Raw genomic sequence first — 26,120 nt, forward strand, 5'->3', positions numbered from 1 at the left:
GAGGGCGCGGTTGCTTAGATGTCCATCGTGTTCGCTTTTTCCCATGAAGAGAAGTGGTTACAGAAATCGTTCCATTCCTGCATCTTCATCTTGAGGTAGGCGGCTGAAAATTCTTCACCCATGGCAGCTTTCAGACCCTCGTCTTTGTCATACTCACGTAACGCGTCGAGCATGTTCAGCGGGAGCTTTGGGGCATCCGTGATGGTGTGACCCTCGGCGTACATATCAATGTCATGACGCTTGCCCGGATCAGCCTTTGAGCGGATGCCCGACAGGCCTGCTGCAATGATGATCGCCTGCAGCAAATAGGGGTTCACTGCCCCATCGGGCAGGCGCAGTTCGAACCGGCCTGGGCCGGGCACGCGAACCATGTGCGTGCGGTTGTTGCCCGTCCATGTGACGGTGTTTGGCGCCCATGTAGCCCCTGATATAGTGCGCGGTGCGTTGATGCGTTTATAGCTGTTGACGGTGGGGTTGGTGATCGCGGCCAAAGCGCTCGCGTGTTTCATAATACCGCCGAGGAAGTGCTTGCCGCGCTCCGATAGGCCCACTTCGCCTGTTTGTCCTGTGCCCTCGCCAGCAAAGACGTTTACCTTGGAGGCTGCACCGGGCGCGTCCCAGACGGAAACGTGCGCGTGGCAGCCATTGCCTGTCAGCCCTTCGATAGGTTTCGGCATGAACGTCACACGGTAGCCATGTTTTTCGGCTACGCATTTAGCCATGAATTTGAAAAAGCTGTGCTTGTCAGCGGTCTTAAGCGCGTCGTCAAAGTCCCAGTTCATTTCCCACTGGCCGTTGGCATCCTCATGGTCGTTCTGGTAAGGATTCCAGCCCAGTTCCAGCATATGATCGGCAATCTCGCGTATCACATCAAGCCGTCGCATGAAGGCCTGTTGATCATAGCAGGGTTTGGCGGCGGTATCGTATTCATCGCTGATCTGGTCGCCTGCGGGGGTCAGCAGGAAGAACTCGGCCTCGATGCCTGTTTTGACGTACATGCCTTTTTCGGCAGCTTCGGCTATCAGCTTGCGCAGCACGTTCCGTGGCGCTTGGGCCACGTCCTCGCCTTCCATTACACAGTTACCTGGTACCCATGCGATTTCTTTGTCCCATGGCAGGATGATCACCGCTTCGGGGTCTGGCACGGCCAGCATGTCAGGGTGAGCCGGCGTCAGGTCAAGCCATGTAGCAAACCCCGCAAATCCTGCGCCATCCTCCTGCATGTCCGCAATAGCGCGGGCGGGGACCAGCTTGGCACGCTGACCACCGAACAGATCGGTAAAGGAAATCATGAAATACTTAATGCCATTGTCTTCGGCGAATTTTGCGAGGTCAGTTGTCATGCGATGTGTTCCCTGTTGTGGAAAAAGTGGGGCGCGGTCTGAAATCAGCCGCGCCCTCGTTTTGGATCAATAAGATGTATTTGGTTTGCCGGGATACCAGTTGGTGCCTGCCAGCGGAATCTGCGCCATAGCGGCGGCTTCCATTGTCAGCGCTACAAGGTCTTCGGGCTCAAGGTTGTGCAGATGGTTCTTGCCACAAGCGCGCGCGATGGTCTGGGCCTCCAACGTCATCACCTTGAGGTAGTTTTTGAGACGGCGGCCCCCTTCAATAGGATCGAACCGCGCCATCAACTCCGGGTCTTGGGTAGTGATGCCAGCAGGATCGCGCCCTTCATGCCAATCGTCATATGCACCTGCCGTTGTGCCAAGGGCGTTGTACTCAGCCTCATACTTCGGGTCGTTGTCCCCGAGAGCAATCAATGCAGCCGAACCAATGGCAACTGCATCTGCACCCAGCGCCATTGCCTTGGCCACATCTGCGCCAGAGCGAATGCCGCCTGATAGGATCAGCTGTACCTTTCGGTGCATGCCAAGGTCTTGGAGGGCTTGGACAGCGGGACGAATGATCGCAAGCGTAGGTTGGCCCACGTGTTCGATGAATACATCTTGGGTGGCTGCAGTGCCGCCCTGCATGCCGTCAAGAACGATGGCATCTGCGCCTGCTTTGACCGCCAGTGTGACGTCATAGTAGGGACGCGCGCCTGCAACTTTCACGTAGATCGGCACTTTCCAGCCTGTGATTTCGCGCAGTTCAAGGATTTTGATTTCCAGATCGTCGGGCCCTGTCCAGTCGGGGTGACGACAGGCCGAGCGTTGGTCGATGCCTTTGGGCAGGTTGCGCATTTCTGCCACGCGGTCACTGATTTTCTGACCCAGTAGCATGCCGCCACCGCCTGGCTTGGCCCCTTGGCCCACCACGATTTCAATCGCATCGGCGCGGCGCAGATCGTCTGGGTTCATGCCATAGCGCGAGGGCAAATATTGATAGACCAGCTTGTTAGAATGGCCGCGCTCTTCGGGGGTCATGCCGCCGTCACCTGTAGTTGTCGATGTACCAGCCGCAGATGCACCGCGCCCCAAGGCTTCCTTGGCGGGGCCTGATAGCGCGCCAAAGGACATGCCAGCAATTGTAATGGGTATGTCCAGGTGGATCGGATTTTCTGCATGCAGGCCGCCGATAGTGACGGAAGTCTCGCATTTTTCGCGATACCCTTCGAGCGGATAGCGTGAGATGGACGCGCCCATGAACAGCAGGTCATCAAAGCTGGGCAACTTCCGTTTGGCTCCACCGCCCCGAATGTCATATATGCCCGTGGCCGCCGCACGGCGAATATCTGAGTTTACATCAGGCGTAAACGTAGCAGACAGGCGCGGCGTGGTGGTCGGGATACGCTTTGGGTCTTGGTCATTCATCTGATGTATCCTTAATACGCCGCAGCGTTATCAACGTCGAAGTTGTAGAGGTTTCGGGCGGAGCCGTAGCGCGTGAAATCGGCAGGGTCGGCATCAATGCCAGCCTCATCGAGCAAGCCTTTGAGAATTTCGATATGCTCGGGACGCATTTCTTTTTTCTCACAGTCCGCGCCAAGGGATTTGACCTTGCCACGGACAAAAAACCGAGCCTCATAACAACTGTCGCCCAGTGCTTCACCTGCGTCACCGCACACAACAAGGTTGCCTGACTGGCCCATGAAAGCGGACATATGGCCGATGTTGCCTTGCACGACGATGTTCACGCCTTTCATTGAAATACCACAGCGGGAGGAGGCGTTTCCTTTGACTACAATCAAGCCGCCATGGCCCGTGGCGCCAAGATACTGGCTTGCGTCGCCCTCGATTACGATCTTGCCGGACATGATGTTTTCACCCGTTCCCGGACCAGCTGAGCCGTGAATGTTGACAGTCGCTTGCTGGTTCATGCCGCCGCAATAGTAGCCGGTAGAGCCTTTCACAGTGACTTCAATGGGGGCATCCAAACCACAAGCAATCGCATGGGCGCCCTTCGCATTTTCTATGGTCCAGGCAGTCTGGTTTGTTTCGGACGATTGCGCGTGCAGTGTTTTGTTAACTTCGCGCAGGCCAATGTCCTGTAGGTCGAGTGTTTGCATATCAGGCGGCCTTCTCTGTGGTGGTGGGCGCGGCTGTATGGCTCCAGAAATAAACCGTCGCAGGCTCTGGCTCCCAGACGCGGGCATTCTCGATGCCCGGAAGGTCAACCAGTGCGCGGTATTCGGAGCCAAAGGCCACGTATTGATCTGTTTCAGCCATTACAGCAGGCTTGCACGCAATAGGATCTCGGACCACGCCAAATCCGTCTTTGGTACCCACGACAAAGGTGAAGAAGCCGTCGAGATCATCCAGACTGCGTTCCAACGCTTGTCCCAATGTTGCACCGTTCTGCATTTGCCATGTGAGGTAGGCGGCGCCGACTTCGGTGTCATTTTCAGTCTCGATGTGGATGCCGTCACGGCGCAAGGTGCGGCGCAGGGAGTTGTGGTTGCTCAGCGACCCGTTGTGCACAAGGCATTGGTCATCGCCTGTGTTGAAGGGGTGCGCGCCCATTGTGGTTACGGCTGATTCTGTTGCCATACGGGTGTGACCGATTCCATGTGTTCCGGACATTTTGGATAGCTCAAACTGCGCGGCCACGTCCTTTGGCAGCCCCACTTCTTTGTAAATCTCAAGGCTGTCACCTCGGCTCATCATGCGAATGGTAGGGTCGATTTCAATCAAAGCGGCGCGTGCGGATGCGGTGGTACCAGCGGGCAGATCAAGAATGGCATGAGTGCTTTTTACCGACATGCTGACAGCGCCACCCACCGCAGTTCCCAGCTTTTCCGCAAGTCCAACAAAGGACGTGTCCGGCGTGTCGGATTGTACGGTCATTTTGGTGCGACCTGCTGTTTCACCACCATAAATTGCGATGCCTGCACTGTCAGGGCCACGGTCTGTCATGGTGATCAACATCGACGTCAGCATTTCACCCAAGCGCGGCTCCAGTGCTTTATCTTTTAGAAATAGACCAACAATTCCGCACATAATTTTTGTCTCCGACTCAGTGCGCGACCCAAGTGTCGCAGTTCCGTTGAACGCTATCATCAATTCAAAAGAACTCAACCGTCAGGAAACATTATTTCACTTTAGGCAAAAAAATCTAGATCGATTTGGGGGATCGTGCTTAACATGCGACAGCGACCAGCACTTTATAACAAGGTCGCAGCCAACAGAATTCCAATGTGGGGGACCCAACTGTGGAAGAACAAATTGCCGAACTGGCCGCAAAACTGGCCGAGCTTGAGGCAGCAAGTGGTGGTGCAGCCGTCACTAACACGATGTTTGCCGAAGCCTTTTATTATCTCACCATTCCTTTGATGATCATCATCCATGCGGGCTTTTTGGCTTATGAGATGGGATCATCGCGTCTCAAGAATGTGCTGTCGTCGGGTGTGAAAAACATCCTTGCCTTCGCGTTTATGATCCCGACGTTCTATTTCTTTGGCTGGTATCTCTACTGGGCACTGCCCACAGGCTTCACCGGATCAGCCGGACCTGCCGGGATTTCGGGGGGGGCTTATGCCGCATCCATTGCTTTGGGCTGGGGCGATTCAGCGCAATACATGGGTCCGAACATTGCTGACAACGCGTCTGGTGTATTCTTTGGTGCATTCGCGATGTTCGCTGCAACAACGGCCTCTATTATGTCGGGTGCAGTGATTGAGCGTATCCAGACAATCGGCTTTATCATTCTGGCTGTTGTGCTTGGCTCATTTGCTTGGGTTGTTGCGGCTGCTTGGGGTTGGCATGCCGATGGTTGGCTCGTCACTGAGTGGGGCGTACATGATTTTGGTGCTGCGGGACTTGTACATGCTGTTGCCGGTTTCTTTGCGCTGGGTGTGCTCATCAACCTTGGACCGCGAATCGGTAAGTTTAACGCGGACGGCACGGCCAACCACATTCCGGGTCATAACATGCCTTTGACTGTAGTTGGTCTGATGCTGATCATTGTGGGCTTCTGGGGTTTCCTTATGGCCTGTGTGATTGTGCCAGGTGAGGCTTGGTCATGGTATGGTGACAAGATGGCGACGATCTACGGTACGCCAATTACATTGTCTGCGTTGTCGTTCAATATCCTGATGGCGATTGCCGGTGGCATCATCGGTTCATGGTTGTTCACACGTGATCCGTTCTGGATGATGTCTGGCGCACTTGCCGGTATTATCTCGACAGCCTCTGGTCTCGATATCTACTTTCCTGCAATGGCATTCATCATTGCCTTCTCGGCAGGTATCATCCTCAAGCCTTGTGCGGATTGGCTGGAGAACCGTGGCATCGACGATGCAGTAGGCGCTGTGACCGTGCACGGAACTATTGGTCTCTATGGTGTCGTTATGCTGGGCATCTGGGGCGCGGGGTATCCGTCACTTCAGGGTGCAGTGGGCGAAGTACCAACGATCAATCTCTTGGGCCAGATCGTCGGAGCGGCTGTCTTCTTCTTGCTTGGCTTTGTGCCGGGCTACGGCTGCTCATGGGTTCTGAACAAACTCGGTATGCTGCGCATTCGTGAAGGCGCTGAGCTGGCCGGTATGGATCTCGTGAAAGTTCCTGCTGAAGGCTACCCTGAGTGGGGCGGGGACGCACCTGTCACACCGGCTCATCCTGCAGAATAATGAAATCAAAAGGAGAAACTCATGTTTCCATATGAAGAAGCAAGCTGGAGCGTCGTCGACGGTGCGATGTTCATAGGCTGGGGTGGTGCGCTGCCAGGAATAGCAACAGCGATTGCTGCGATTATCTGTGTGGCCGTTCTTGTTATCGGGCAACGCTCGGAGACAGCCAAGGCTAAGGCATTCGACCGCTAAGCTGACGCTTTGATAATGACGATGAAAGGGCTGCCTCAATGGGCGGCCCTTTTTGCATTATTTGCCTATCAGGAAATAAAGTTGCTTCTTATTCTTGCTTTTTAGGTTTGGGTGGGGCTGAATACCTTTCAACAAAATAGAGTCGAACACAGGGGATACATACATGGCCATTCTATGGAGACATTCCGCATTGGCTGCACGCCACGCAGCAATCGGTGGCGAGCTTGAGGATTGGAACGGCATGGGAACTGCCTGGTTCTATGACCATACGCCTGAGCGGGCGAAGGCCGACTATGAAGCGATCCGTACCAAAGCGGGATTGATGGATGTGTCTGGCCTTAAGAAGGCGCATGTCGTGGGGGCCGATGCCGCCTATGTCATTGACCGTGTGACAACGCGAAACGTTGAGAAGATCGCACCGGGCCGCTCGACCTATGCGTCGATCCTCAATGCTGATGGTAAGTTTATTGACGATTGCATCATCTACCACCTTGCGGTGAACTCCTGGATGGTTGTGCTGGGGACGGGCGCAGGCCTTGAGCAGTTGGGCACAGTCGCCGCCAACAAAAACGTCAGTGTCCTATTCGACGATGATCTACACGATCTGTCGTTGCAGGGGCCGCTGTCTGTTGATCTGCTTGCCGTTGAAATCCCTGCGATCCGCGATCTGGCCTACTTCGGTATCATGCAAACGCGCCTGTTTGGCCGTGATGTGATGATCAGCCGGACGGGATACACTGGCGAGCGTGGCTATGAGATTTTCTGTCGCAGTAAGGATGCTGTACATCTGTGGGACAATATTCTGGACGCGGGTAAGGAAATGGGCGTGCGGCCCTGCCAGTTCTCGACCCTCGATATGCTGCGGATTGAAAGCTATCTGTTGTTCTACCCAGGTGACAACTCCGAGACCTTCCCGTTTGCAGATGAGCCATGCGGCGACACTCTGTGGGAGTTGGGCTTGGAGTTCACTGTATCGCCAGAAAAGACCGGCTTTATCGGCGCGGAAAACCACTATGCTGCCAAAGGTAAAGAGCGGTTCAAAATCTATGGTGTCCAGCTGAGCGACAGCATGGACCAGATGGAGATGTTTGCCCGCGTGACGCAGGATGGCAAAGACGTCGGCGTGATCACCTATGGTCTGTCCTCAGAGCTGAACAACTACAGCGTGGCAATTGCGCGCCTTGATGTGGATGTGGCCAAAGCGGGCACAAAGCTCACGGTTGTACAGCCCGATGGAACCGAACTGGCCGCAACAGCGCAAGAAATGCCGTTCTATGATAAAGATAAATCAGTCCGCACTGCTAAGGGCTGATCAATAGGGGCGTAAGTAAACCTTGCGCCCCTTTTTCTTTCGAAGGGTTTCCCAACATCCCAAGGGTCTAAATGTCAAAATTCACCTTCCCCCAAAGTATCCTCAGCCGTCCAGTTTACGGCGCGCTTGAGCCGCGCGTGGGTTCCGCGCATTTGTTCATCGTTGATGCGCAAGGGGCCGAAGCGGTCCTTGATGTAGCAACCCCTGAGCTGATGAAAACCGCCCATATTGTCTACATTTCCAAAGGTACGGATTTCGAGGCAGCATTGCGGGCACTACAACCCGCACAGTTTTACGCCGGCCCGACCTATGGCGCGGCCGAGTTGCGTATTCGCAAAGCATTGAGTGATGCTAAAATGGGCCTTCAGGTCTATCTGGCAGGCACCGAGAGCCTGATGGGACAAGCGCAACATGCCGCGATGGAGGCAGGTATCCCCCATACGGCGATCCAGACAGAGCACCGCGGATCAGTGGCGCGGCGCATGCAATGTGTGCATTGCAAAGGCATCACCGAGGATGTGGAGACGGACCCGTTCCAATGCAGTCATTGTGGATTGCATCTGTTTGTACGTGACCATTATTCGCGCCGCCTTGCTGCGTATCAGGCGGTCTGCATAGATGCAGAAGACCCTGGAAATGTGCCTGAACCAAAGGGGATCTACGAATGAGTGGCGCGGAGAAAATCGCCGTAAAAGTGACGGATATTGTTTCCCTCAACGAGCTGGTGACGCGCTTTAAATTCGAGCGGGTTGATGGTGGTCTGTTGCCCACATTCTCGGGTGGTGCGCATACCGTGGTGGAGATGCGCGATGATGCTATCACGCGGCTTAATCCTTATTCTTTGATGTCTGACCCGATGGATCAGACTGCTTATACAATTTCCGTGCGCCGTGATGACGAAGGACGTGGTGGATCGTTGTTCATGCACAAAAGCGTTGCGGTGGGTGACGAGATGACGATCTCCTACCCCGTTAATCTGTTCTCGCTTGATCTGCGGGCGCGCAAGCATCTTTTTATCGCAGGCGGTATCGGCATCACGCCTTTCCTAGCCCAGATCAAACAGCTGGAACGGATGGGCGGCGCGTGGGAGCTGCACTATGCCTGCCGCAATGAGGCGCTTGGTTCTTATGTGGATGAGTTGACCACCCACCATCCGAACGAGACGCATGTCTATTACGATGATCAAAGGCAAGCGATTGATCTGGTTAACCTACTGAACGGTCAGCCTTTGGGGACGCATATTTATGTTTGCGGACCAAAAGGGATGATTGAGTGGGTGCGCAAGACCGCTGCTGATGCGGGATGGCCACGTGAGGCAATCCATTACGAAGAATTCCTTGCGCCCCAGCCTGGCAAACCATTCGAGGTAAAGCTGGCCGTGTCCAACAAGATTATTGCAGTGGGTGAAGATGAAAGTCTGCTGGAAGCGATGGAGCGGGAGGGCGTTGATGCGCCTTACCTGTGCCGTGGTGGTGCTTGCGGGCAGTGTGAAACTGCTGTCATCGACTACACTGGCAATTTCATACACCGCGATCATTGGTTGGACGACGCCGAACACAGCAGCGGAAAAGTCATCATGCCCTGCGTATCCCGCTTTGAGGGCAAGACGCTCGTTTTAGACAGATAACGCGTTCCGCCCAACGATCGGGTGAAACGGAGGAGAGACTATGACCATTCAATTCAACGACGAGACCTTCCGCGACGATTATTCGTTCTATAACTCGGAGCGTGCAATAAAGAGGTTCCCGTTTCCGTTTCACGAAGACAGCTACATGTATTCCGTGAATATGGAGCAGCATCGTGGTGGGCCAAAAGACTCGATCTACGAGATGCGATTTGATGTGGATGAGCACTACATCTCTGAAATGCGTGACCGTGCAATGGTGTTACGCGATGATCCGCTGCGCTGTCAGTCCTTGCCGCATATGACGCTGGCAGGCTGGGACCTGCTGGAGCTGATCATGGTGAGCAAGTCCGAGGATTACCCCGACCTGTTCGAATTGCACCGTGACGGCGATAAGTGGCGTTGGATCAACAAGCCGCTGGGGATCGACGATACGTTCACTTTTCTCGATGAGACGACACTGCCCTATGGCCCGATGGAATATATCACCCGTCAGGCGCAGGGCGATTTTGCAGTGCTGGACCAGCGTGATGACAACCTGTGGATGGACGCAGGCATGATCACGACACAGGCGGATTGGTCGCTTGATTTTGATCTGGGCATGAACTTTTTCGAATGGCACGCACCTGTGCCGCTGGCGCATGAGAAAGGTATTTTTGTGCGCGCATTGAAGTTCCTCCTCAACATTCAGCAAGGCGCGCCTGCGCGGAGGTTGAACTGGACCATGACGGTGAACCCGCTGCTCGATACCTCTCCCGAGAACTATCATAAATGGGGTATCCAGAAGACATCTTTGACACCTGAAAACATCGGCTCCAAACAGCACTTACGGGTGGAGTTGCAGACCTTCTTTAGGTTGCCGCGCTCAAACGCGCTGGTGTTTCCGATCCGGTGCTACTTGTGCAGCTTTCAGGATTTGATGACCGCGCCAAAGTGGGGCCGCAGATTGCACCGTGTGATCCGTGATTTGCCAGAGGAATTGGCGACATACAAAGGCTTCATCGACAACCGCCCCATGATGCTGGATTACCTGTCAAAATTTGATGACGGCTTGCCAACATCGCAGGGCATATGGCCGGAATTTGATACCGAGCCCGGGTTAAAGGCCTGAAACTCAGCTTTTTTGGGGATAGCTGATCACCGATAGATACCGTGCAGGTAGTTTGACCAGCACTTCGGGCCCGTGCGGGGCATCGGCGTCAAAGAACAACGTGTCGCCGGGTTTCAGCGGATAGACATTGTCGCCGTGGCGATAATCAACTTCACCTTCCAGCATATAGATCGTCTCGATCCCGGCGTGCTGAAAGGTGGGGAAGACATCAGCCTCATTCGAGAGGGTGATCAGGTACGGTTCTACAATCACACCGCTTGCGTTTGACCCGATGTGACCCAAGAGTTTGTATTGGTGATTGGCACGTGTGCCTTCGCGCTCCAGTTCGACCCCTTCGCCACCTTTGGTGTGGACTGCCATGCGCGCTTCCTCAAACCCACGAAAGAAGGAGGTGAGAGGGACGGACAGTGCATTGGCCAATGTCTGTAATGTGGTCAAGGACGGAGAGGTGTTGCCGTTTTCGATTTTGGACAGCATGCCGATGGACAGGCCGGTTGTGGTCGACAACTCTGCCACGGTGATTTCCTGCTTTTTGCGAAATGCCCGCACTTCGCGCCCGATTGCCACTTCGAGCACCTTTTCGCGGTTTGTGCTGAGACTGTGAGGGTCTTGTACAAGGCTTAAAGGTGTCATGGTCGGGTCCAATATCAGGGCTTTGTTCAGATTTACCTTCTGAACTACGGGTGGCAACTGGTGAAGATACTTTTTTTGATTATTCAGGGTAGTCTAGTACAAATTATTCCTGTTAGGATAATTTATGACCCATGATGAAATTATCCAGCTTGGCTTTCTGATTTTCCCTGGCTTTCCCATGGCGTGCCTCACGTCGATGATTGAGCCGTTGCGCGCTGCAAATGAGATTGCAGGCAAAACCGCTTTCGGGTGGAAGCTCGTTTCCGAGGATGGGAACAGAGTTGAGGCGAGTGCGAAGGTCTGGTTCGAGCCTGACATGGCGCTGGAGGATTGCGACGGGTTGGACCATCTGATCCTACTCAGCGGACCGTCATCGAAATTTGCTGATCCTGTGTCGTCCGAAGGAAAGCTGCGCAAGCTTGCGCGCCACGGTGCCGTGATTGGTGCGGTGAGTGGCGGTGTCTTTCCGCTTGCGCGGTCTGGCTTGCTAGAGGGGCATACAGCATCTGTACATTGGTGCTACGAGGCGGCCTTTGCTGCGGAGTTCCCGGATGTTGATGCCACCCAGGATGTGATTGTGGTTGGGGGCAGGCGCATGACCGCATCAGGTGCTGCTGCTGCGTTTGACCTTTCCTTGCATCTGGTTGAGGCGTCATTGGGTGCGGGGGTCGCCACCGAAGTTGCATGCTGGTTCCAGCATCCGCTGGTACGCGGGCAGGGGGTGAGCCAACGCAAACCCACTTTTGCTGCCGAGAGCACAAATGACATGCTGCCTGAGGTCGTCCGACATTCTGTTGAGCTGTTCACACAGAACCTCGAAGACCCGATCAACATTGCAGATGTTGCTGACATGGTTGGTGTTTCTGTGCGCCAGCTTGAGCGGATATTCTATAAGGCGACAGGTAAGACACCTTTTCACTACTATCGGTCCTTGAGGATGCATAAAGCACGTCAGCTTTTGCACTATAGCAAGGAAACGATGGGTCAAATTGCCTTGGCAGTCGGGTGTTCAACCACTTCCGCCATGAGCCGAATCTATATCGAAGTCTTTGGTATCAGCCCGCAGGAGGACCGGAAGAAGGTCAACATGTTCCGCGTGCGCGACAATACGATCGCCCCTTCAGCCTGAACAAATGCTGTTGCCTCACATACGTTGCAGCAAGTTGGTTTTTATCCTGAAATAGGCCGAAATTTTGTGCAGCGGAACGTTACTCCTAACTTTGAGATACCTACTATTAAGAAAAAAACTTGATTGTGAGGAAAATCGTGCGAAGGTGCTCTTGGATAAAATGAAGTGATATACAGAATCGCTCAAAGAATGATCCAAGCGTGCCCGAAACATGTGGCCGCATCAGGCACCGCCAACAGGTGCAATAAAATAGGGAGACTACTCATGAAAAAAATGACAACAGCTTTAACAGCTGGCGTTCTGTCGATGATGCCGTTGATGGCGTTCGCAGCAGACAGCGATGATCCGATTGTTATTCCGATCCACAACTGGTCGAGCCAGATTGTGATGTCCAATGTGATGGGCCAGATATTGGAAGCAAACGGTAATAACGTCGAATACGTAACAACAGACAGCCAAGCGGTTTATGAATCCGTACGCCTCGGCGATGTGACACTTGAGATGGAAGTCTGGGAAGGTGCCTTTGGTGCGTCTTTCCGCGCGGCACAAGAAAAAGGCGGTATCGTTGATGTAGGCGACCACGCTGCAGTCACACGCGAGGATTGGTGGTATCCAATGTGGACCAAAGATGCATGCCCAGGCTTGCCATCATGGGAAGCGCTGAATGATTGTGCTGCGATCTTTGCCACGGCCGAGACAGGTGACAAAGGTCGCTACCTTGATGGGCCAGTTGACTGGCTCAAGCATGGTCAGGAACGTGTAGCAGCACTGGACATGGACTTTGTTGTTGTAAACGCGGGTTCTGCTGCAGCACTCTGGGCTGAAATCGGCGCAGCCGAAGCAGACAAGAAGCCTGTTGTCGTGTTCAACTGGACGCCAAACTTTGCCGAAGCTGTATGGCCCGGTGAGTTTGTCGAATTCCCCGAGTGGGTAGACGGTTGTGACAAAGATCCAGCTGTTGGTCCGAATCCTGATGCTCTCTATGACTGTGGTAACCCTGCAAAAGGTTATATGAAAAAAGCGGCTTGGGATGGCATGGAAGCAAAGTGGCCTGCGGCTTATGCGGTGCTTGAGCAGGTAAGCTTTACCAACCCACAGATCGCCGAGATGGCCAAGATGGTTGATATCGACGAAATGGAGCCTGATGAGGCAGCCGAAGCATGGCTGGCAGCAAACAAAGATGTCTGGGAAGGCTGGGTCAAGTAAGCCAGTACCAGTTCAATCATTATATCCCCGTCCGATCAGATCGGGCGGGGACACGTATCAATAAGGATTACTATGTCAGTCGAGCCCCCTGTGATTTCCTGCAAAAACGTATGGAAAATTTTTGGTCGTAATCCAGAGAATTTTCTCAAAAATATGACCCCCGGGATGAGCTTTGATGACATGCGCGAGGCAGGTTATATCGCAGGCGTCAAAGATGTCTCGCTTGATGTACACAAGGGTGAAATGTTGGTCATTATGGGGCTGTCTGGCTCTGGCAAGTCAACGCTTGTCCGCTGCTTTTCGCGCCTTCACGAAATTACAGGTGGTACAATTGAGGTCGAGGGGCAGGACATTATGTCTTTGCCCGAGAAAGAGCTGATCGAGCTGCGACGCTCCAAAATGGGGATGGTGTTTCAGTCCTTCGGCTTGTTGCCACACCGCACTGTGCTGGACAATGTCGCGTTCCCGCTAGAGATGCGCGGTCAAGATAAGCACACACGGCGCGAACGCGCGCTCGAAGTTGTGAAGCTGGTGGGACTTGAGGGGCGCGAAGATTATTTTCCGCGTGAACTTTCTGGTGGTCAGCAGCAACGTGTGGGCATCGCACGCAGTCTTGCGATTGAACCTGACATCTGGTTTTTGGACGAGCCGTTTAGCGCGCTTGACCCCCTCATTCGCAAAGAAATGCAGGATGAGTTCTTGCGACTGCAACAGCTTTTGAACAAGACTATCGTCTTTATCACCCACGACTTTGACGAGGCTCTGCGCCTTGCCGACCGGATTGCGATTATGAAGGATGGTGCGGTTGAGCAATGCGATACACCTGATCAGATCGTGCTTCACCCCGCCACGGAATATGTGCGGAAGTTCACTGAGGACATCGACAAAGCCCGTGTGGTGCATGCTGGCGTTTTGGCCAATGCAGATACAACTGGTGAAGGTGAGCCGGTGGACGCAAAGCTGACTATCAAACAATTGGCCAAGCAGATCGTTCAGGACACCCGCTCGGTTATTCCTGTTGCACGCGACGGTGAAGTCATCGGAGGCATGAACCGCGATGACGCCCTGACGATTTTGTTGGGGAATGACTAAATGGCTGATACCGCGCTTCCAAGCCACATTAAGAAACCTCTGACACGGGGCCAGTGGTCGCTTGTTCTTGTAGGCGTTGCCATTTTAGTTTCAGCATTGCAGTGGATGAATGTCCTTCCTGCATGGCTGCACCGCCTACCAGAAGCGATGATCCCGAATTTTGCGCTTTGGCTTGATGCGATTTTCAACTTTGTGAAAGACGATCTGGGTCTGCTGAAGCTCACGCGCTTTTTGACGGGTGGGTTGGAATGGATGCTGGATGTGTCTGGGAACATCTTCTTTGGTAAGCGTCGCTGGCCGAACCTTGGCCCTGTCCCATGGACAGCGTTGGCGGCTGTAGCTGCCGTGATCGGTTATTACCTTGGTGGGTGGCGTCTGGCCTTGCTGGCGGGTGGGACACTTGTTTGGACTGCCCTGATTGGGCAATGGAAGATCGCGATGCAAACCATGTCAGTGCTCGCGATCGCAGCTCCAATGGCTTTTGTGATTGGTCTATCGCTCGGCATTGCTGCGTGGAAGTACAAATGGGTTGATAACGTGATCAAGCCTGTTCTCTCGGTCCTGCAAACGCTGCCGTTCTTTACCTATCTTCTGCCTGCAGTCATCTTTTTCAAAGTGGGACCAACTGCCGGTGCTGTTGCCACGACGATTTACGCTATTCCTCCGATGATCTTGATGACGTCACTGGGCCTGCAAAAAGTGTCACCCGAAGTAGTTGAGGCAGGCAAGATGAGCGGTTGCTCAAAATTCCAGATGCTGCGCCACGTCTATCTACCCTCTGCGCGCACTGAGATTTTAGTGGGTGTAAACCAAGTAATCATGCTGTGTCTGGCAATGGTGGTTCTAACGGCATTTATTGGGATGCCGGGCCTTGGTGCGAAACTACTGGCGATGATGGGCAGCTTCAAACTGGGGCGCTCTTTTGAGATCGGCATCACGATTGTTTTGCTGGCTGTTATGCTGGACCGTTTGTCGAAGGCATGGGTCGTGAAACAGCCGGAACATTTTGAGCGTGGTACGCCCTATTGGAAACGCCACAAAATGATGTTGCTGGGGATTGGTCTTTTCATCGGCTTTATGTTGTTGTCGATGGTTTTGCCCATTGCCTCCCAAATCGGGCGCGGTCAGGATTTCAGTCAGGGCAGGGAGCTGGACAAGCTCATTAAAGGGTTCCTTGCAATCGACGGTGTTCAAGCGGTCACAGGGTTCTTGCGTGCTTTCATTAACGTCAAAATCCTGATCCCGTTCCGCAACTTTATGCTGTCTATCCCGACGCCTGCGCTTATCATGCTAGTGGTAGCGTTTGCACTGGCATTGGCGGGGCGCAAGCAGGCGATCTACGCGGCTGTCTTCTTCTCGCTGGTGGCTTTGTCAGGCTGGTGGGACCGCGCGATTATTACGCTATACTCTGTCATCTCGGCTGTCACACTGGCGGCACTTCTTGGTCTGCCCATTGCCATTATCGCTGCGCGGTCAGAGAAGTGGTCAAAGCGCGTTTTGCTGATTTGTGACACGGCACAGACATTCCCCAGCTTCGTCTATCTGATCCCCGCGATTATGCTGTTCGGTATTACGGATATCGCTGTGATCTTTTCGATCCTGATTTTCGCAATGGTCCCGCTGATGCGCTATACCATCGAGGGGCTGCGCACCGTGCCGCCAGAGATGACTGAAGCTGCTGACATGGCTGGCGCCACCCGCCTGCAAAAGCTGTGGCACGTACAGCTGCCTCTTGCCCTGCCAACGATGGCAATCGGGTTTAATCAGGCAATTATGTTCGCCTTTTTCATGGTGATCATCGCGGCCTTTATCGGCACCCAAGACCTCGGCCAAGAGTTGCAACGCACCTTGGCTGGTACTGATCTGGGAAAGAACTTTGTTTTGGGCATATGCGTTTCTTTAATGGCGCTTACATTTGATTTGACCATCATGAAGTGGGCTGCCGACAAGAAGCGGGCACTCGGGCTTCCGTAACGTGTCTTCCAATTGCGAATTGAAGGCACAGGTGGCTGGGCCAGACACGATGTGAAGACGACACCACAAACTTTTATCAGTAAAGCGCGCATCGGTGGCTTTGATGATTTGAGCGCACATTTTGGCAAAGACACCCCTTCGAGTGATGCCACAACCTACAAGCCTGTTGCCTTGTTCTTGGTTGCCGGGCTGATGGTTGTTGCGGTCAGTTTGTTAACGAGTGATGTGTTGTTCACTGGACGGATGATTGAATGGTTCATTTCAATGGTGCTTCTTGACCTGCAAAGGTTGCAAGATGTTGAGCGCTTCGCCTCTATGTTTCGGAATTATGATACCCTTGCACAGCGATGGGTCCAGTATGGATATGTCTATCCGTTTGTCGAGACGGGGGCCGGTTTGCTGATGATGGCTGGTGTGCTCACGTGGCTATCCGCTCCCGCTGCGCTGTTCGTCGCAAGCATTGGTGCGGTCAGTGTTTTCAAGGCCGTCTATATCGACAAACGTGAACTTAAATGCGCCTGTGTAGGTGGCGACAGAAAAGTGCCGCTCGGCCTTGTTTCCCTCACCGAAAACCCCGTGATGGTGGGTTTGGCGATCTGGATGCTTATGAAGATTATCTGAGTATCTTGGCATATCCTTTTCCCGGCTTGAAAGGCTTTTCAAAAGGCGGTTTTAGGAGGTCATAACGCTTTTCTGGCGACTATAAACCGAGCGTACCATTTGTTGGTGCGTCAGATATTCGAATCCCGGGGTGCCTTTGAAGTATAAGGAAAAAACCTTTGCGCGCGGTTCAGGGAGCTGATTTCTTCAGTGCTTTTGTCACGATCTCAAGAATTCGCGACATATCGCTTATATGGACATCAACGTTGAGTGTCAGGTGTGCCAAATTGGGTGTCCCATTTGACGATTTTCCGACGCGATACGGTTCATCAGATATGGTATCTGATCTTTTCCGAAGCGTGAGACGCTCTTCGTCGATATCATTTGGGTGTACCGAAAAAAGTTCGGCAAGCGCATTGAGTTTGTCAGAGGGGGGGCGGCCGCTGTGGTACCTGTTGAAAGTGTCCCTGCTTAAACCTGCGCGGCGAGCGAGTTCGGCCTGAGCAAGCCCCGATTTTTTTGTGAGCTCCTGTATGCGTTGAGCCCATTCTGGGGAGGGTGCTTCTTTTCATAGATCACAAGTACAATCAGGCGCCCCCTAGGGCAAGTACCAGCTGAGATTGGGGTGCTTGCTCGAAAATGGCGCTCTACCGATAACTGGTTCTATTTGCGGTATTTTGAAGTGACCGTCTCGAAAAAAAGTAATATCCTTTTCTGTGCCCTATACGAAAATGATGAAGTGGAAGTGACGAAATGTTCTTTTCTACTCTTCTATATTCTGTACTCTTTCCCTCTCTTTTATCTTAGAAAACGTTTCGTCACTTCAACACTACCTCAACCAAGGCAATTTCATTTCACCAGTATGCGGCAAATTTCCTGTTTTTACTGATATGGATAAAGCCGCAAACCAGTACCAGTCAATACTGTGAATAGTTGTCAGGAAAGCGTGTCAACGAGCATTTTTTTCTGTGAAATTAAATTACCAAATTGATCCTAAGGGCTGATGCCCTGAATGAATTTCAAAAATGACTTCGAGAAACTCTGCCACAAATTTTACTGGCCTGTTATTATATTTCCTATAATAATAAATTATTTCAGGACGTTGCTGTTGAAAAGGTGAATCCACTGGCATCCATACTGTTTACTGAAAAGCGAAACTGTGAGGAGCGGATGCGATACAGGTGACACATATCACGTCGGAGGTACCGAAGTGTATTACGAAACATTGCGAATAGGAGGGGGAGACGCTTGTAAAGAAGCCGGGCGGAGCCATGAACGCGGGTTTTTGCACAGTGCGCGAGCTGTCTTCGATTGAAGACTTTACTGCTTTGCTTTCCGGACTCAGGATTAACGAAGCCCTCATTTACGGCGTCCTATCGGCTGTGTCGCTGCAAAGATATTAACGCGAACGGACTTAGACGATATGCAGCCGGAAAAAAAATCTGGAATTATTGCGCGCACAATAGATTTTTTCGAATGGCCAGCAGGTCCAGGTATTTTCATGATTGATATTGACCCTGAGGAAGGTCAGACCGCATCCTTGCATGGATGAAGCCTTATCTACCCTGAACAAGATCTGTCCGGAAATGAGCAACGCCCCCAAAATTTGGTATCCCTCCAGTAGTAGCTTTATTTGCCGTGAAGATGGTACCCAATTGACAGGGCTTCGCGGGCAGCGGATCTACGTACCCGTCGACGATGCTCGCGAAACTCCACGTTTGGCGAAGGCGCTTTGGATGCGGTCATGGGCTCTGGGGCTCGGATATATCCGGATCGGTCTCAGCGGTCAAAAGCTGAAAAGAAGTGCTTTTGACGACGCTGTTTACCAACCCAGCCGTTTGGATTTCGATGCAGGCGCGAGCACGGGGACCGGGCTTATCCAAAAGCGTTGCGACCCGGTGGTGATCTGATGGATATGTCTCAAAAGATGTTTTCACCCAAAGCTGTCGTCCTTTCAGACGATGATCTGGCAAAAGCGGAAGCAATGATTGCTCAAAAGATTGAGGAAGCTTCGGACACAGGCCACTTCATTTGTGTGAGACCTACCGGTAACGCACCGATGGTGCGCATCCCTTTGGGGTAGCGGTATATGAAGATGTAAGCGGGCCCGTAAATGTCCAGCATCCCTTCGGCTTTGAGCATCAACGCCAACAACCGCAGACGTGTCGACAAGAAGCCCGTGCCATACTTGCAAGCTACCACAAATCGCAATTCATCCCCCAGATATCCGCCTGCGAAAGTTGCCAAAGCGACCAGTGAGGCATCCATAGCCCCCGTGTGCGCAGCGTAGCCGCCAAGCAATGGCAAAGAGCCACTCTTTAAGGCACATTAGGCAAACAAGAGCAGATAAACCAATGTCCCATATTGTGAGATTAAGGTGAGGAAAGCTTCTAGTAGATTGCTCCTGTGGGGCAAGGATACTTGATGCCTCCGAGTGCTCTGGGTAGCAGAGATCACCGCAATGTCGCCATAGCAGATACCGATAAAATCTGTGTTACGGACAAGGCTTTTTTGGCTCATCAGGAAATGCACAGATTAACATGAGAACCGCCGTTATAAGTATCGCTGCACCTTGGTTTTATATGCCCTGTAGTTCGCCCCGTAGATGTCTTCCAACCAAGGCTCTTCAGCAAATGGTGCGGCGGCAAGGACCACGATGCCGAACGCTGCTACGCCTGCCGCCCATCCAGATGCAGACAGCATTGCCCACCCGATAAGAATGGCCATGTCAGCGACGTATTGCGGGTTGCGGGAGTAGCCATAGAGACCGTCCGTCTTCAACCTGGCGACTTCGCCGCTGGTTGCTCCGAATCCGATATTGCGGACTCCAATCGAGACAACAACATTTCCGATGATAATCAGCGCAAGACCAATGCCCCACCGGACAGGTACTGGCCAACCAAAATTGTTCCAGTCCGCGATGCCCAGCACGAAGGTCGCTGCAAATATCGAAATCGTGGCAAGCCAGACCCGAAGCTTGATGCCTGTTGTGGCCTGCTTTGGGGGCCAGATACGACGCTCAGGGAATGCGATCGACCACCCGAAAGCCAAAAGCAGATAGCAGCCGGCAATCCCGCCGACCGATATGGCAAGGACTTCGATGTTACTGAGCATGGTCATGTCCATGGTTATCCAACGCCCCCGTGTCTTCGCCTGAACGGAGTTCCTGCCATGCCTGAACAAGAATAAGCTGTGCAGACCTCAAGAACAGCCCCGCCATGATGATTGCGACGATAAGGTCGGGCCATGCGGAGGCGATCAGAAACACAGCGACGCTTGCGATCATGACCGCGACATTGCCGATGGCATCATTGCGCGAACACAGCCAGACCGAGCGCACGTTTGCATCGCCGTCCTTGTAGCGCATCAAGAGCATCACACTTGCCAAGTTTGCGGCGAGTGCCAGCAGCCCGATCAGCCCCATGATCTGCGCGCTGGGAACGCCCAGAATAAAAATTTGATACAACGTAGAGCCGAAAACCCAGAGGCCCATAAGCAGGAGGCTGAAGCCTTTGATCAGTGCCGCGGTTGAGCGGACTTTGAGGCTCATGCCAATCACCGCAAGGCTGAGGCCGTAGGTTAAGGCATCCCCCAGAAAGTCGAGTGCGTCTGCTTGCAGGGCCTGGGAGCCAGCAAGTTTGCCTGCGGACATTTCCACAAAGAACATGGAGGCGTTGATCAAAATAACGACCCACAGGACCCGCTTGTAGGTAGGATCAACGCCATCAAACCTTGGGTCGCCAGAACACCCGCAAGCAACGCCCGTTTTACTTATTGGTTCAGTCATGTGTCGTTCCTCGTGTTGTGGAAATGAAAAGCCAGCGCGGGACGCGCACGGCATAGTCCTCAAAGTGTTTTCCGAATGTCTGGGTAAGGGCGGCTTCCTCACTTCTGATCTGGACCCGATCAATCATCAGATAGAATGCGAGCACTGCCGAGACTGCACTGACCGCGCCAAGCCACAGGACAAGGGCCATCAAAACTATCAACATTCCAACATACATCGGGTTGCGCGTTATGCTGTAGATGCCGCTGGTCACCAGTGTTGTTGCCATGTCGGGCGACTGTGGGTTCACGGTTGTCTTGTGGCGAATAAAGCTCATTACCGCGTGCAGCAGAAATAGCATCCCCGCCAATACAGTAGCGGCAACCAGCCACAGAGATACGTCGAAAAGTGTCAACGGGACGAAAGCGGCAAGCAAGCCTGCAGTCACCATGCAAAGGGCCAGTTGCGCGAGTGGGGATATGTCCATGAAGAAGCTTCCATATTTGATTCTTCACAAGTATAATTCCTCTAGCAACTAGAGCTTCAAGAGGAAAATTCGATGTTCTCAATCGGCCAGCTTTCCAAGCGCACGGGCGTCAAAATTCCGACAATTCGTTACTACGAACAATTGGGTTTGATTGATGAGCCTGAGCGTTCAGAAGGTAACCAGCGCCGATACACAAAAGAAGGTCTGAGTCGCTTGTCCTTTATCCGTCACTCTCGTGATCTGGGGTTTTCAGTCGAAGATATCAGAGGGCTTTTAGAGTTGAGCCAGCATCCTGAAAAACCATGCCTTGATGCTCACAGCATTGCGGCTCAACACCTCCAAGATGTTCAGAGCAGGATAGCGAAACTGCGACGCCTGGAGCGTGAGTTGAAACGCATCACAAAATGTGACGCTGGCAATGTGGCCACCTGCGCTGTCATTGAAACGCTTGCAGATCATGGGCTCTGTGAAACCGAACACTGATAAGGAGACCCGCTGACCGGCAAAGCGACCAATCGCTGCTACCTGCTGTTTTCTGCCCATTATCCACTTCGTGCTATAGCCATCGTTGTCATATTTTCACTTCTACCGTATCCAAGAACCGTTAGATTGAGCCAAGACCCATTAGGGCGCAAAGTATGATGCAACAAATCGCAAGATACCTGAGAAGATTTCTGGTGATCGCTTTGGCGGTTGGTCTCGTGTTGTCTGCGAATTCACGCCTAGTCGCGCACGACCTTTCGGAATTGGCGAAGATTGTAGCTGATCACCACAACGAGGCTAAAGAGCATGGGCACGCGCATGAGGACATCGTAGATGTCATGCACGCCTATCTGGCGCATAGCCATGAGATTGCCGATCACGATCATAATGTCGTGTTTATGCCGCCGCATGATGCGGCGAGCGAAATGGTAGCTACCAGTATAATCGCGACCCTGTCCGACAATAGCATGCGGGGGCGGCAAGACTATGGCTTGGATCGACCGCCAAGAGTGTGATCACGCGCCTTAACAGGTGGCTCATCAATCACACTCAAATAAACGGAAAATTCAAAATGATACTTAACCGATCCTGCAGGTCGGGGCGGCTTTCGCATATCATGCGGCACGCTTCGATCCTATTTCTTGCAATCACAGCGGCGCTCACCGCCTTTGCGACCGCGGCCTATGCCCATGCCGTCACACCGGGTGATGCGGGTTACATTCAGGAGATTTTCGGGGTGCATGTCATCTCGTTCATCTATCTTGGCGCAAAGCATATGATCACCGGATATGATCACATCCTGTTCCTGCTCGGCGTCGTCTTCTTTCTCTATCACATGAAAGACGTGGCGATTTACGTCAGCATTTTTGCAGTCGGTCACTCGGTCACGATGATGCTGGGTGTCTGGAATGGCTGGGGCATCAACGCCTATATGATCGACGCAATTATCGGGCTCTCGGTCATCTATAAGGCGCTCGATAATTTGGGCTTTTATCAGAAGTGGCTCGGCGTCCAGCCAAACACAAAGGCTGCAACGCTGATCTTCGGTCTGTTCCATGGCACCGGTCTTGCCTCGAAAATTCTCGAATACAGAATTGCCGAAGACGGGCTTCTGGCGAACCTGCTGGCCTTCAACGTAGGCGTCGAAGTGGGGCAGCTTCTGGCGCTTTTTGTGATCCTGATCGTCATGGGATATTGGCGCCGCAGCCCGAATTTTATGCGTCAGGCTACAGTCGCAAACATCATCATGGCATTCCTTGGCGGCCTTCTGACCTACCAGCAGGTCGCAGGCTACGTCGCCAGCACATAATAATTGGAGAGAACAATGAATAACGCACCAAAACCCAATATCGAAGACCTCCCGACCACTGCGCAATTGCGCCGCTCCACGATAATCGCTGCCATAGGGGCTGTGGCCATCGGTGTTATGGTCTATCTGCCCGCTGAATACGGAACAGATCCCACGGGCGTGGGAAGCATCCTCGGCCTGTCCGAAATGGGCGAGATCAAACAGCAACTCGCGGCAGAGGCAGCGGCGGACGAAGCGTTACACGGTGGCGATGAATCCTCGTCTTTGATGAATGACATCTTCGGTCTGTTCGTCTCATCAGCCGCCGCACAACAAGGGTGGCAAGACGAGATTACATTCACTCTCGCACCCGGCGCATCCACCGAGATAAAGGCCACGATGGAGCAGGGGGCCACGCTGGCCTATGCTTGGGTCGCCACCGGTGGCCGTATCAATTTCGATCTTCATGCCCATGCAGGTGAGGAGGGTGTGACGTACGAAACGGGCCGCGGTCAGACATCAGCGGAAGGGAGCTTCGAGACCCCCTTCGCCGGTGAACATGGCTGGTTCTGGAGGAACCGGGACAAAACGGATGTTACTGTGACACTGCAGTTAAACGGCAGTTACAGCGAGATCGTCCGGAGCGAGTAAGCAACAATTAAGTCATCCACACGAAATACTGTGGGTGACCATACCTCCCCAATGGACTGACGCTGAACGGACATTCCCCGCATCACAGCCAAATGTTAATTTGCGGTAGATGCAGGCCTCGGATGCAGCGCAGCATTCTGTAATGCGAGGCAATGTAAACTTCGCGCAGTAGATGTAGGACGGTATTGTGGATAAAAAGAACTATCATACCATCACCGAACCTACAGGCCATGCATGCATCACGCAGTAATTTATGAAGCCCAATCGCGGCAGTGTGGAGTCTCGCTGACGCTGGTTATTTTTGGCATCAGGCACTGATCCGCACAGCAGCAATATGCAACAAGATATAGGCGGGCAACCTACTGGCTCGCAGGACGTGGCGTGCGATAGGGTATCAATTGGTAGGATAATTCATTAGGTTATCGGCCGCCTGCTGTCCCTACAGATTGATCTGGCAAAGCGAAATTTTAAGCTGCGTTATAATATTCCCTGATATGTGTTATGCATAGGCAGAGCCCCCAAATGTGGAGTCATAAATAGTCCAAACAAATTATTGGTTTCGGCCTTCGTCTGAGCTTTTGTAGGTCATCAATGAAAATTGCTCGATTTTCGAGCGTTTCAGCACGCTGCAAGAGCCTTTTTACATCCCGCAGACTCAACTCTCGCCTGAGAAGACCGACGCTCTGCGTCAAGGCATCGATCACGGCACCTGTCGCCGCGCTTGATAGATGCAGCCTGCCAGCCTCGCGATCTGCAAACCAGACCAGATCGTCGATACTCGGTACAGACAGCTCTACGACCTGCATGCGTGATCTGAGTGGTCGCAGAATGTTTGTGAGGTCGTTCGATACTAGAATACATGACACCCGCGACAGATCAAATGGAACTGCAAAGTATGGACATGTCCACTGGCGCTGACTTCTGTTCAAGCATCGGCAAAAGTGCTTTCTCGATACTGAGATGCCGACCCTTTCGGCTCGTCATATCTACTGATTTATCAAGTTCATCCACAAAAATCACAGTCTTCCCAAGACGATGCTGGAGGATGGATCGGATTACGCGGCGATCTTCGGCACCTGACCATCCGCGCTCCAGACCTGTCAGTGAAAACTGGCCGGCACCACTCGATACATCGACGCTCGTAAAAGGGAGTTTGAGCTTTCGTGAAACATAAGATGACCACGCAGTTTTTCCGAGACCAGCAGGCCCATTGAGCAGGAGAGGGCCGAGATGTACATGCTCACCACGATCCTCAGCACGGCGCATCGTGTGCCAAAGCACTTCGTTTGAACGACCCATCCAGGGAAACTCTGCATGCACTTCCGCTGCGATCTCATCCGCTCGATCTTGTCGGATCGTACCGGACATGCGCACAACATTGATGACGGCCTTCAATCGTTCGAAATCGTCCTCTTTGAGATGAGGGAGAACAGAGCTTGATAGGCGCCTTTTGACCAGGGCCGCAGCGCGCTTCTCGCATTTTTTTGTCTCATTAAAATTCAATTGGATGTCTTCGACAGAGTAAGGGTCGACTCTATCGTTAAAGCGTCCGAAATCGTCGGTGTCCAACGCCTTGCGACGGCTGAATTTAAGAGATTTCGGATGGTGTTTGAGGCGCTCACCAATTGCGAGATGATCTGCATCGAAGTCGTCGATCAGTAAAACTTTAAAAAAGATCATCCATCTCAAAATCCTGCGAGGGCGGTGACCATATCGGCCAGCACTTCGAGTGAAGCAGAGACAAGAACTAAAAAATTCGCGACGGACAGGGCATAAAGATGGAGGGTGCGGAGAGAGAACACAGCACAACTTTCTTGAAAACACGCAGTAAGGGCGGGTCAGCAGGTCGCGGGTATGTGCAATCTATTATTCATCGTTTGTCTGAAATAAAACAAGTATCGTATATCGTTAAGCGCGACCTTCAGAAAGTTTTTCCAAGCGATCAAACCACTGCCAGTTTTCATATCTATCATTACGAATGCGCAGCTTTGAGTATCGATCAAGTGTCTGAGTTGACGAGTGGCCAGATACCATCATCGTGTGGGATACGGACCAGCCTTTTTCTCGGACCCAGGAAATGCCTTCGTGCCACAGGTCATGAAAGTGGAGATCCTTGATGCCAAGGAGTTTGCATGCATCTGTAAACTGGCGACTGATCGTGCCTGGATTATATGGGAAAATCCGAACTGTGCCTCGTGCGCCATGGAGTGCAATGATACGTTTTGCTTCGTCGGTCAGAGTTGCGATGGTGTCGATGCCCTCTGGGCGCCGAGGATGTTTCATGCCGCGTACAAGGATGTCGTCTTCTTCAAAATCATCCCATTTGATACTCGTGATTTCGGACTGGCGTCTACATCCAAAAATTGCAAACGCAAGGATGTAATGCACCGGAATGCACCGCTTATTTCCCTCATATAGACTTGAGAAATACTGCATTAGCTTTTCGAGCTCTTCATCAGTAAGTCGCAGCTCTCGCACTTTGGATTTACCTGCCAGGCCATGCCGACGAGCAGCTCTTTTCCCTCGATCGAGCGCGTCTAAGCACACATGGTACGCAGGACC

The 26,120-nt window shown here is 52.7% G+C and carries 28 protein-coding genes; 16 read left to right on the plus strand and 12 right to left on the minus strand.

The window, feature by feature from the left end; translation table 11 throughout:
- Nucleotides 1-14: 14 nt before the first annotated feature.
- From glnT to V7775_RS08035, 4 genes are all read right to left on the minus strand, one after another.
- On the minus strand, nt 15-1,343 hold the full coding sequence (gene glnT / locus V7775_RS08020) for a type III glutamate--ammonia ligase (RefSeq protein ID WP_335751363.1): 1,329 nt from the start codon (nt 1,341-1,343) through the stop codon (nt 15-17).
- Between the two features lie 66 nt (nt 1,344-1,409).
- Nucleotides 1,410-2,756 carry an FMN-binding glutamate synthase family protein gene (locus tag V7775_RS08025; RefSeq protein WP_335751364.1) on the minus strand — a complete coding sequence of 449 codons (1,347 nt, stop codon included), beginning with the start codon at nt 2,754-2,756 and terminating at the stop codon, nt 1,410-1,412.
- An 11-nt stretch (nt 2,757-2,767) separates the two neighbouring features.
- Nucleotides 2,768-3,451, minus strand: a complete 684-nt coding sequence (locus V7775_RS08030; protein ID WP_335751365.1) for a GXGXG domain-containing protein — start codon at nt 3,449-3,451, stop codon at nt 2,768-2,770.
- A gap of 1 nt (nt 3,452) precedes the next feature.
- Complete coding sequence (locus V7775_RS08035) at nt 3,453-4,382, minus strand: class II glutamine amidotransferase (protein ID WP_335751366.1); 930 nt, start codon at nt 4,380-4,382, stop codon at nt 3,453-3,455.
- A 212-nt stretch (nt 4,383-4,594) separates the two neighbouring features.
- On the opposite strand from V7775_RS08035, the gene V7775_RS08040 reads away from it, so the two are divergent.
- The 6 genes from V7775_RS08040 (at nt 4,595) to V7775_RS08065 (ending at nt 10,249) form a co-directional block, all read left to right on the plus strand.
- On the plus strand, nt 4,595-6,010 hold the full coding sequence (locus V7775_RS08040) for an ammonium transporter (protein ID WP_335751367.1): 1,416 nt from the start codon (nt 4,595-4,597) through the stop codon (nt 6,008-6,010).
- A 21-nt stretch (nt 6,011-6,031) separates the two neighbouring features.
- Nucleotides 6,032-6,202: a hypothetical protein gene (locus tag V7775_RS08045; RefSeq protein ID WP_335751368.1), complete on the plus strand. Its 171-nt coding sequence runs from the start codon at nt 6,032-6,034 to the stop codon at nt 6,200-6,202.
- Between the two features lie 163 nt (nt 6,203-6,365).
- The gene (locus tag V7775_RS08050) at nt 6,366-7,514 is read left to right on the plus strand and encodes an aminomethyltransferase family protein (protein WP_335751369.1); all 1,149 of its coding nucleotides are present in this window, start codon (nt 6,366-6,368) and stop codon (nt 7,512-7,514) included.
- Between the two features lie 71 nt (nt 7,515-7,585).
- Nucleotides 7,586-8,182 (plus strand): dimethylamine monooxygenase subunit DmmA family protein, encoded by a 597-nt coding sequence (locus V7775_RS08055; RefSeq protein ID WP_335751370.1) that lies wholly within the window; start codon nt 7,586-7,588, stop codon nt 8,180-8,182.
- Entirely contained in the window at nt 8,179-9,141 is a 963-nt protein-coding gene (locus tag V7775_RS08060; protein ID WP_335751371.1) for a PDR/VanB family oxidoreductase, read from the plus strand. The genes V7775_RS08055 and V7775_RS08060 overlap by 4 nt, the downstream gene beginning before the upstream one ends.
- A 40-nt stretch (nt 9,142-9,181) precedes the next feature.
- Entirely contained in the window at nt 9,182-10,249 is a 1,068-nt protein-coding gene (locus V7775_RS08065; protein WP_335751372.1) for a heme-dependent oxidative N-demethylase family protein, read from the plus strand.
- Nucleotides 10,250-10,252: 3 nt separating this feature from the next.
- On the opposite strand, the gene V7775_RS08070 is transcribed toward V7775_RS08065, so the two are convergent.
- The gene (locus V7775_RS08070) at nt 10,253-10,882 is read right to left on the minus strand and encodes a helix-turn-helix domain-containing protein (RefSeq protein ID WP_335751373.1); all 630 of its coding nucleotides are present in this window, start codon (nt 10,880-10,882) and stop codon (nt 10,253-10,255) included.
- A 124-nt stretch (nt 10,883-11,006) separates the two neighbouring features.
- On the opposite strand from V7775_RS08070, the gene V7775_RS08075 reads away from it, so the two are divergent.
- The 5 genes from V7775_RS08075 (at nt 11,007) to V7775_RS08095 (ending at nt 16,904) form a co-directional block, all read left to right on the plus strand.
- A complete protein-coding gene (locus V7775_RS08075) occupies nt 11,007-12,011 on the plus strand; it encodes a GlxA family transcriptional regulator (RefSeq protein WP_335751374.1) in 1,005 nt (334 codons plus the stop codon).
- Nucleotides 12,012-12,275: 264 nt separating this feature from the next.
- The gene (locus tag V7775_RS08080) at nt 12,276-13,217 is read left to right on the plus strand and encodes an ABC transporter substrate-binding protein (protein ID WP_335751375.1); all 942 of its coding nucleotides are present in this window, start codon (nt 12,276-12,278) and stop codon (nt 13,215-13,217) included.
- 72 nt (nt 13,218-13,289) lie between these two features.
- Nucleotides 13,290-14,309: a quaternary amine ABC transporter ATP-binding protein gene (locus V7775_RS08085; protein WP_335751376.1), complete on the plus strand. Its 1,020-nt coding sequence runs from the start codon at nt 13,290-13,292 to the stop codon at nt 14,307-14,309.
- On the plus strand, nt 14,310-16,283 hold the full coding sequence (locus tag V7775_RS08090) for an ABC transporter permease (RefSeq protein ID WP_335751377.1): 1,974 nt from the start codon (nt 14,310-14,312) through the stop codon (nt 16,281-16,283). It abuts the gene before it with no gap.
- 51 nt (nt 16,284-16,334) lie between these two features.
- The gene (locus V7775_RS08095) at nt 16,335-16,904 is read left to right on the plus strand and encodes a MauE/DoxX family redox-associated membrane protein (protein WP_335751378.1); all 570 of its coding nucleotides are present in this window, start codon (nt 16,335-16,337) and stop codon (nt 16,902-16,904) included.
- 169 nt (nt 16,905-17,073) lie between these two features.
- Here V7775_RS08095 and V7775_RS08100 read toward each other — a convergent pair whose 3' ends face one another.
- Entirely contained in the window at nt 17,074-17,418 is a 345-nt protein-coding gene (locus V7775_RS08100; protein WP_335751755.1) for a helix-turn-helix domain-containing protein, read from the minus strand.
- A 1,009-nt stretch (nt 17,419-18,427) separates the two neighbouring features.
- On the opposite strand from V7775_RS08100, the gene V7775_RS08105 reads away from it, so the two are divergent.
- Complete coding sequence (locus V7775_RS08105; RefSeq protein WP_335751379.1) at nt 18,428-18,793, plus strand: hypothetical protein; 366 nt, start codon at nt 18,428-18,430, stop codon at nt 18,791-18,793.
- Between the two features lie 82 nt (nt 18,794-18,875).
- Here the strand turns inward: V7775_RS08105 and V7775_RS08110 are convergent, their stop codons facing one another.
- The 4 genes from V7775_RS08110 to V7775_RS08125 all read right to left on the minus strand — a co-directional run bounded on the left by V7775_RS08110 (nt 18,876) and on the right by V7775_RS08125 (nt 21,136).
- On the minus strand, nt 18,876-19,190 hold the full coding sequence (locus V7775_RS08110) for a DedA family protein (RefSeq protein WP_335751380.1): 315 nt from the start codon (nt 19,188-19,190) through the stop codon (nt 18,876-18,878).
- Between the two features lie 246 nt (nt 19,191-19,436).
- The gene (locus V7775_RS08115) at nt 19,437-19,997 is read right to left on the minus strand and encodes a methyltransferase family protein (protein ID WP_335751381.1); all 561 of its coding nucleotides are present in this window, start codon (nt 19,995-19,997) and stop codon (nt 19,437-19,439) included.
- Nucleotides 19,987-20,670, minus strand: a complete 684-nt coding sequence (locus tag V7775_RS08120) for a cation transporter (RefSeq protein ID WP_335751382.1) — start codon at nt 20,668-20,670, stop codon at nt 19,987-19,989. Before V7775_RS08120 ends, V7775_RS08115 begins: the two co-directional genes overlap by 11 nt.
- Nucleotides 20,663-21,136, minus strand: coding sequence for a methyltransferase family protein (locus V7775_RS08125; protein WP_335751383.1), 474 nt, complete (start codon nt 21,134-21,136; stop codon nt 20,663-20,665). Before V7775_RS08125 ends, V7775_RS08120 begins: the two co-directional genes overlap by 8 nt.
- Nucleotides 21,137-21,208: 72 nt before the next feature.
- Here V7775_RS08125 and V7775_RS08130 point away from each other — a divergent pair, with 72 nt between their 5' ends.
- From V7775_RS08130 to V7775_RS08145, 4 genes are all read left to right on the plus strand, one after another.
- The gene (locus V7775_RS08130) at nt 21,209-21,619 is read left to right on the plus strand and encodes a MerR family transcriptional regulator (protein WP_335751384.1); all 411 of its coding nucleotides are present in this window, start codon (nt 21,209-21,211) and stop codon (nt 21,617-21,619) included.
- 155 nt (nt 21,620-21,774) lie between these two features.
- Entirely contained in the window at nt 21,775-22,134 is a 360-nt protein-coding gene (locus V7775_RS08135) for a hypothetical protein (RefSeq protein WP_335751385.1), read from the plus strand.
- A 101-nt stretch (nt 22,135-22,235) separates the two neighbouring features.
- Nucleotides 22,236-22,928 carry a HupE/UreJ family protein gene (locus V7775_RS08140; protein WP_335751756.1) on the plus strand — a complete coding sequence of 231 codons (693 nt, stop codon included), beginning with the start codon at nt 22,236-22,238 and terminating at the stop codon, nt 22,926-22,928.
- Nucleotides 22,929-22,943: 15 nt separating this feature from the next.
- Nucleotides 22,944-23,558 carry a transmembrane anchor protein gene (locus V7775_RS08145; protein WP_335751386.1) on the plus strand — a complete coding sequence of 205 codons (615 nt, stop codon included), beginning with the start codon at nt 22,944-22,946 and terminating at the stop codon, nt 23,556-23,558.
- An 876-nt stretch (nt 23,559-24,434) separates the two neighbouring features.
- Here the strand turns inward: V7775_RS08145 and V7775_RS08150 are convergent.
- Together V7775_RS08150 and V7775_RS08155 are read right to left on the minus strand one after the other, a co-directional pair.
- Nucleotides 24,435-25,238: an AAA family ATPase gene (locus V7775_RS08150; protein ID WP_335751387.1), complete on the minus strand. Its 804-nt coding sequence runs from the start codon at nt 25,236-25,238 to the stop codon at nt 24,435-24,437.
- A gap of 228 nt (nt 25,239-25,466) precedes the next feature.
- The gene (locus V7775_RS08155; protein WP_335751388.1) at nt 25,467-26,036 is read right to left on the minus strand and encodes a tyrosine-type recombinase/integrase; all 570 of its coding nucleotides are present in this window, start codon (nt 26,034-26,036) and stop codon (nt 25,467-25,469) included.
- Nucleotides 26,037-26,120: the final 84 nt, after the last annotated feature.

This window comes from Sulfitobacter sp. (genome assembly GCF_036960155.1).
Lineage (GTDB): Bacteria > Pseudomonadota > Alphaproteobacteria > Rhodobacterales > Rhodobacteraceae > Sulfitobacter.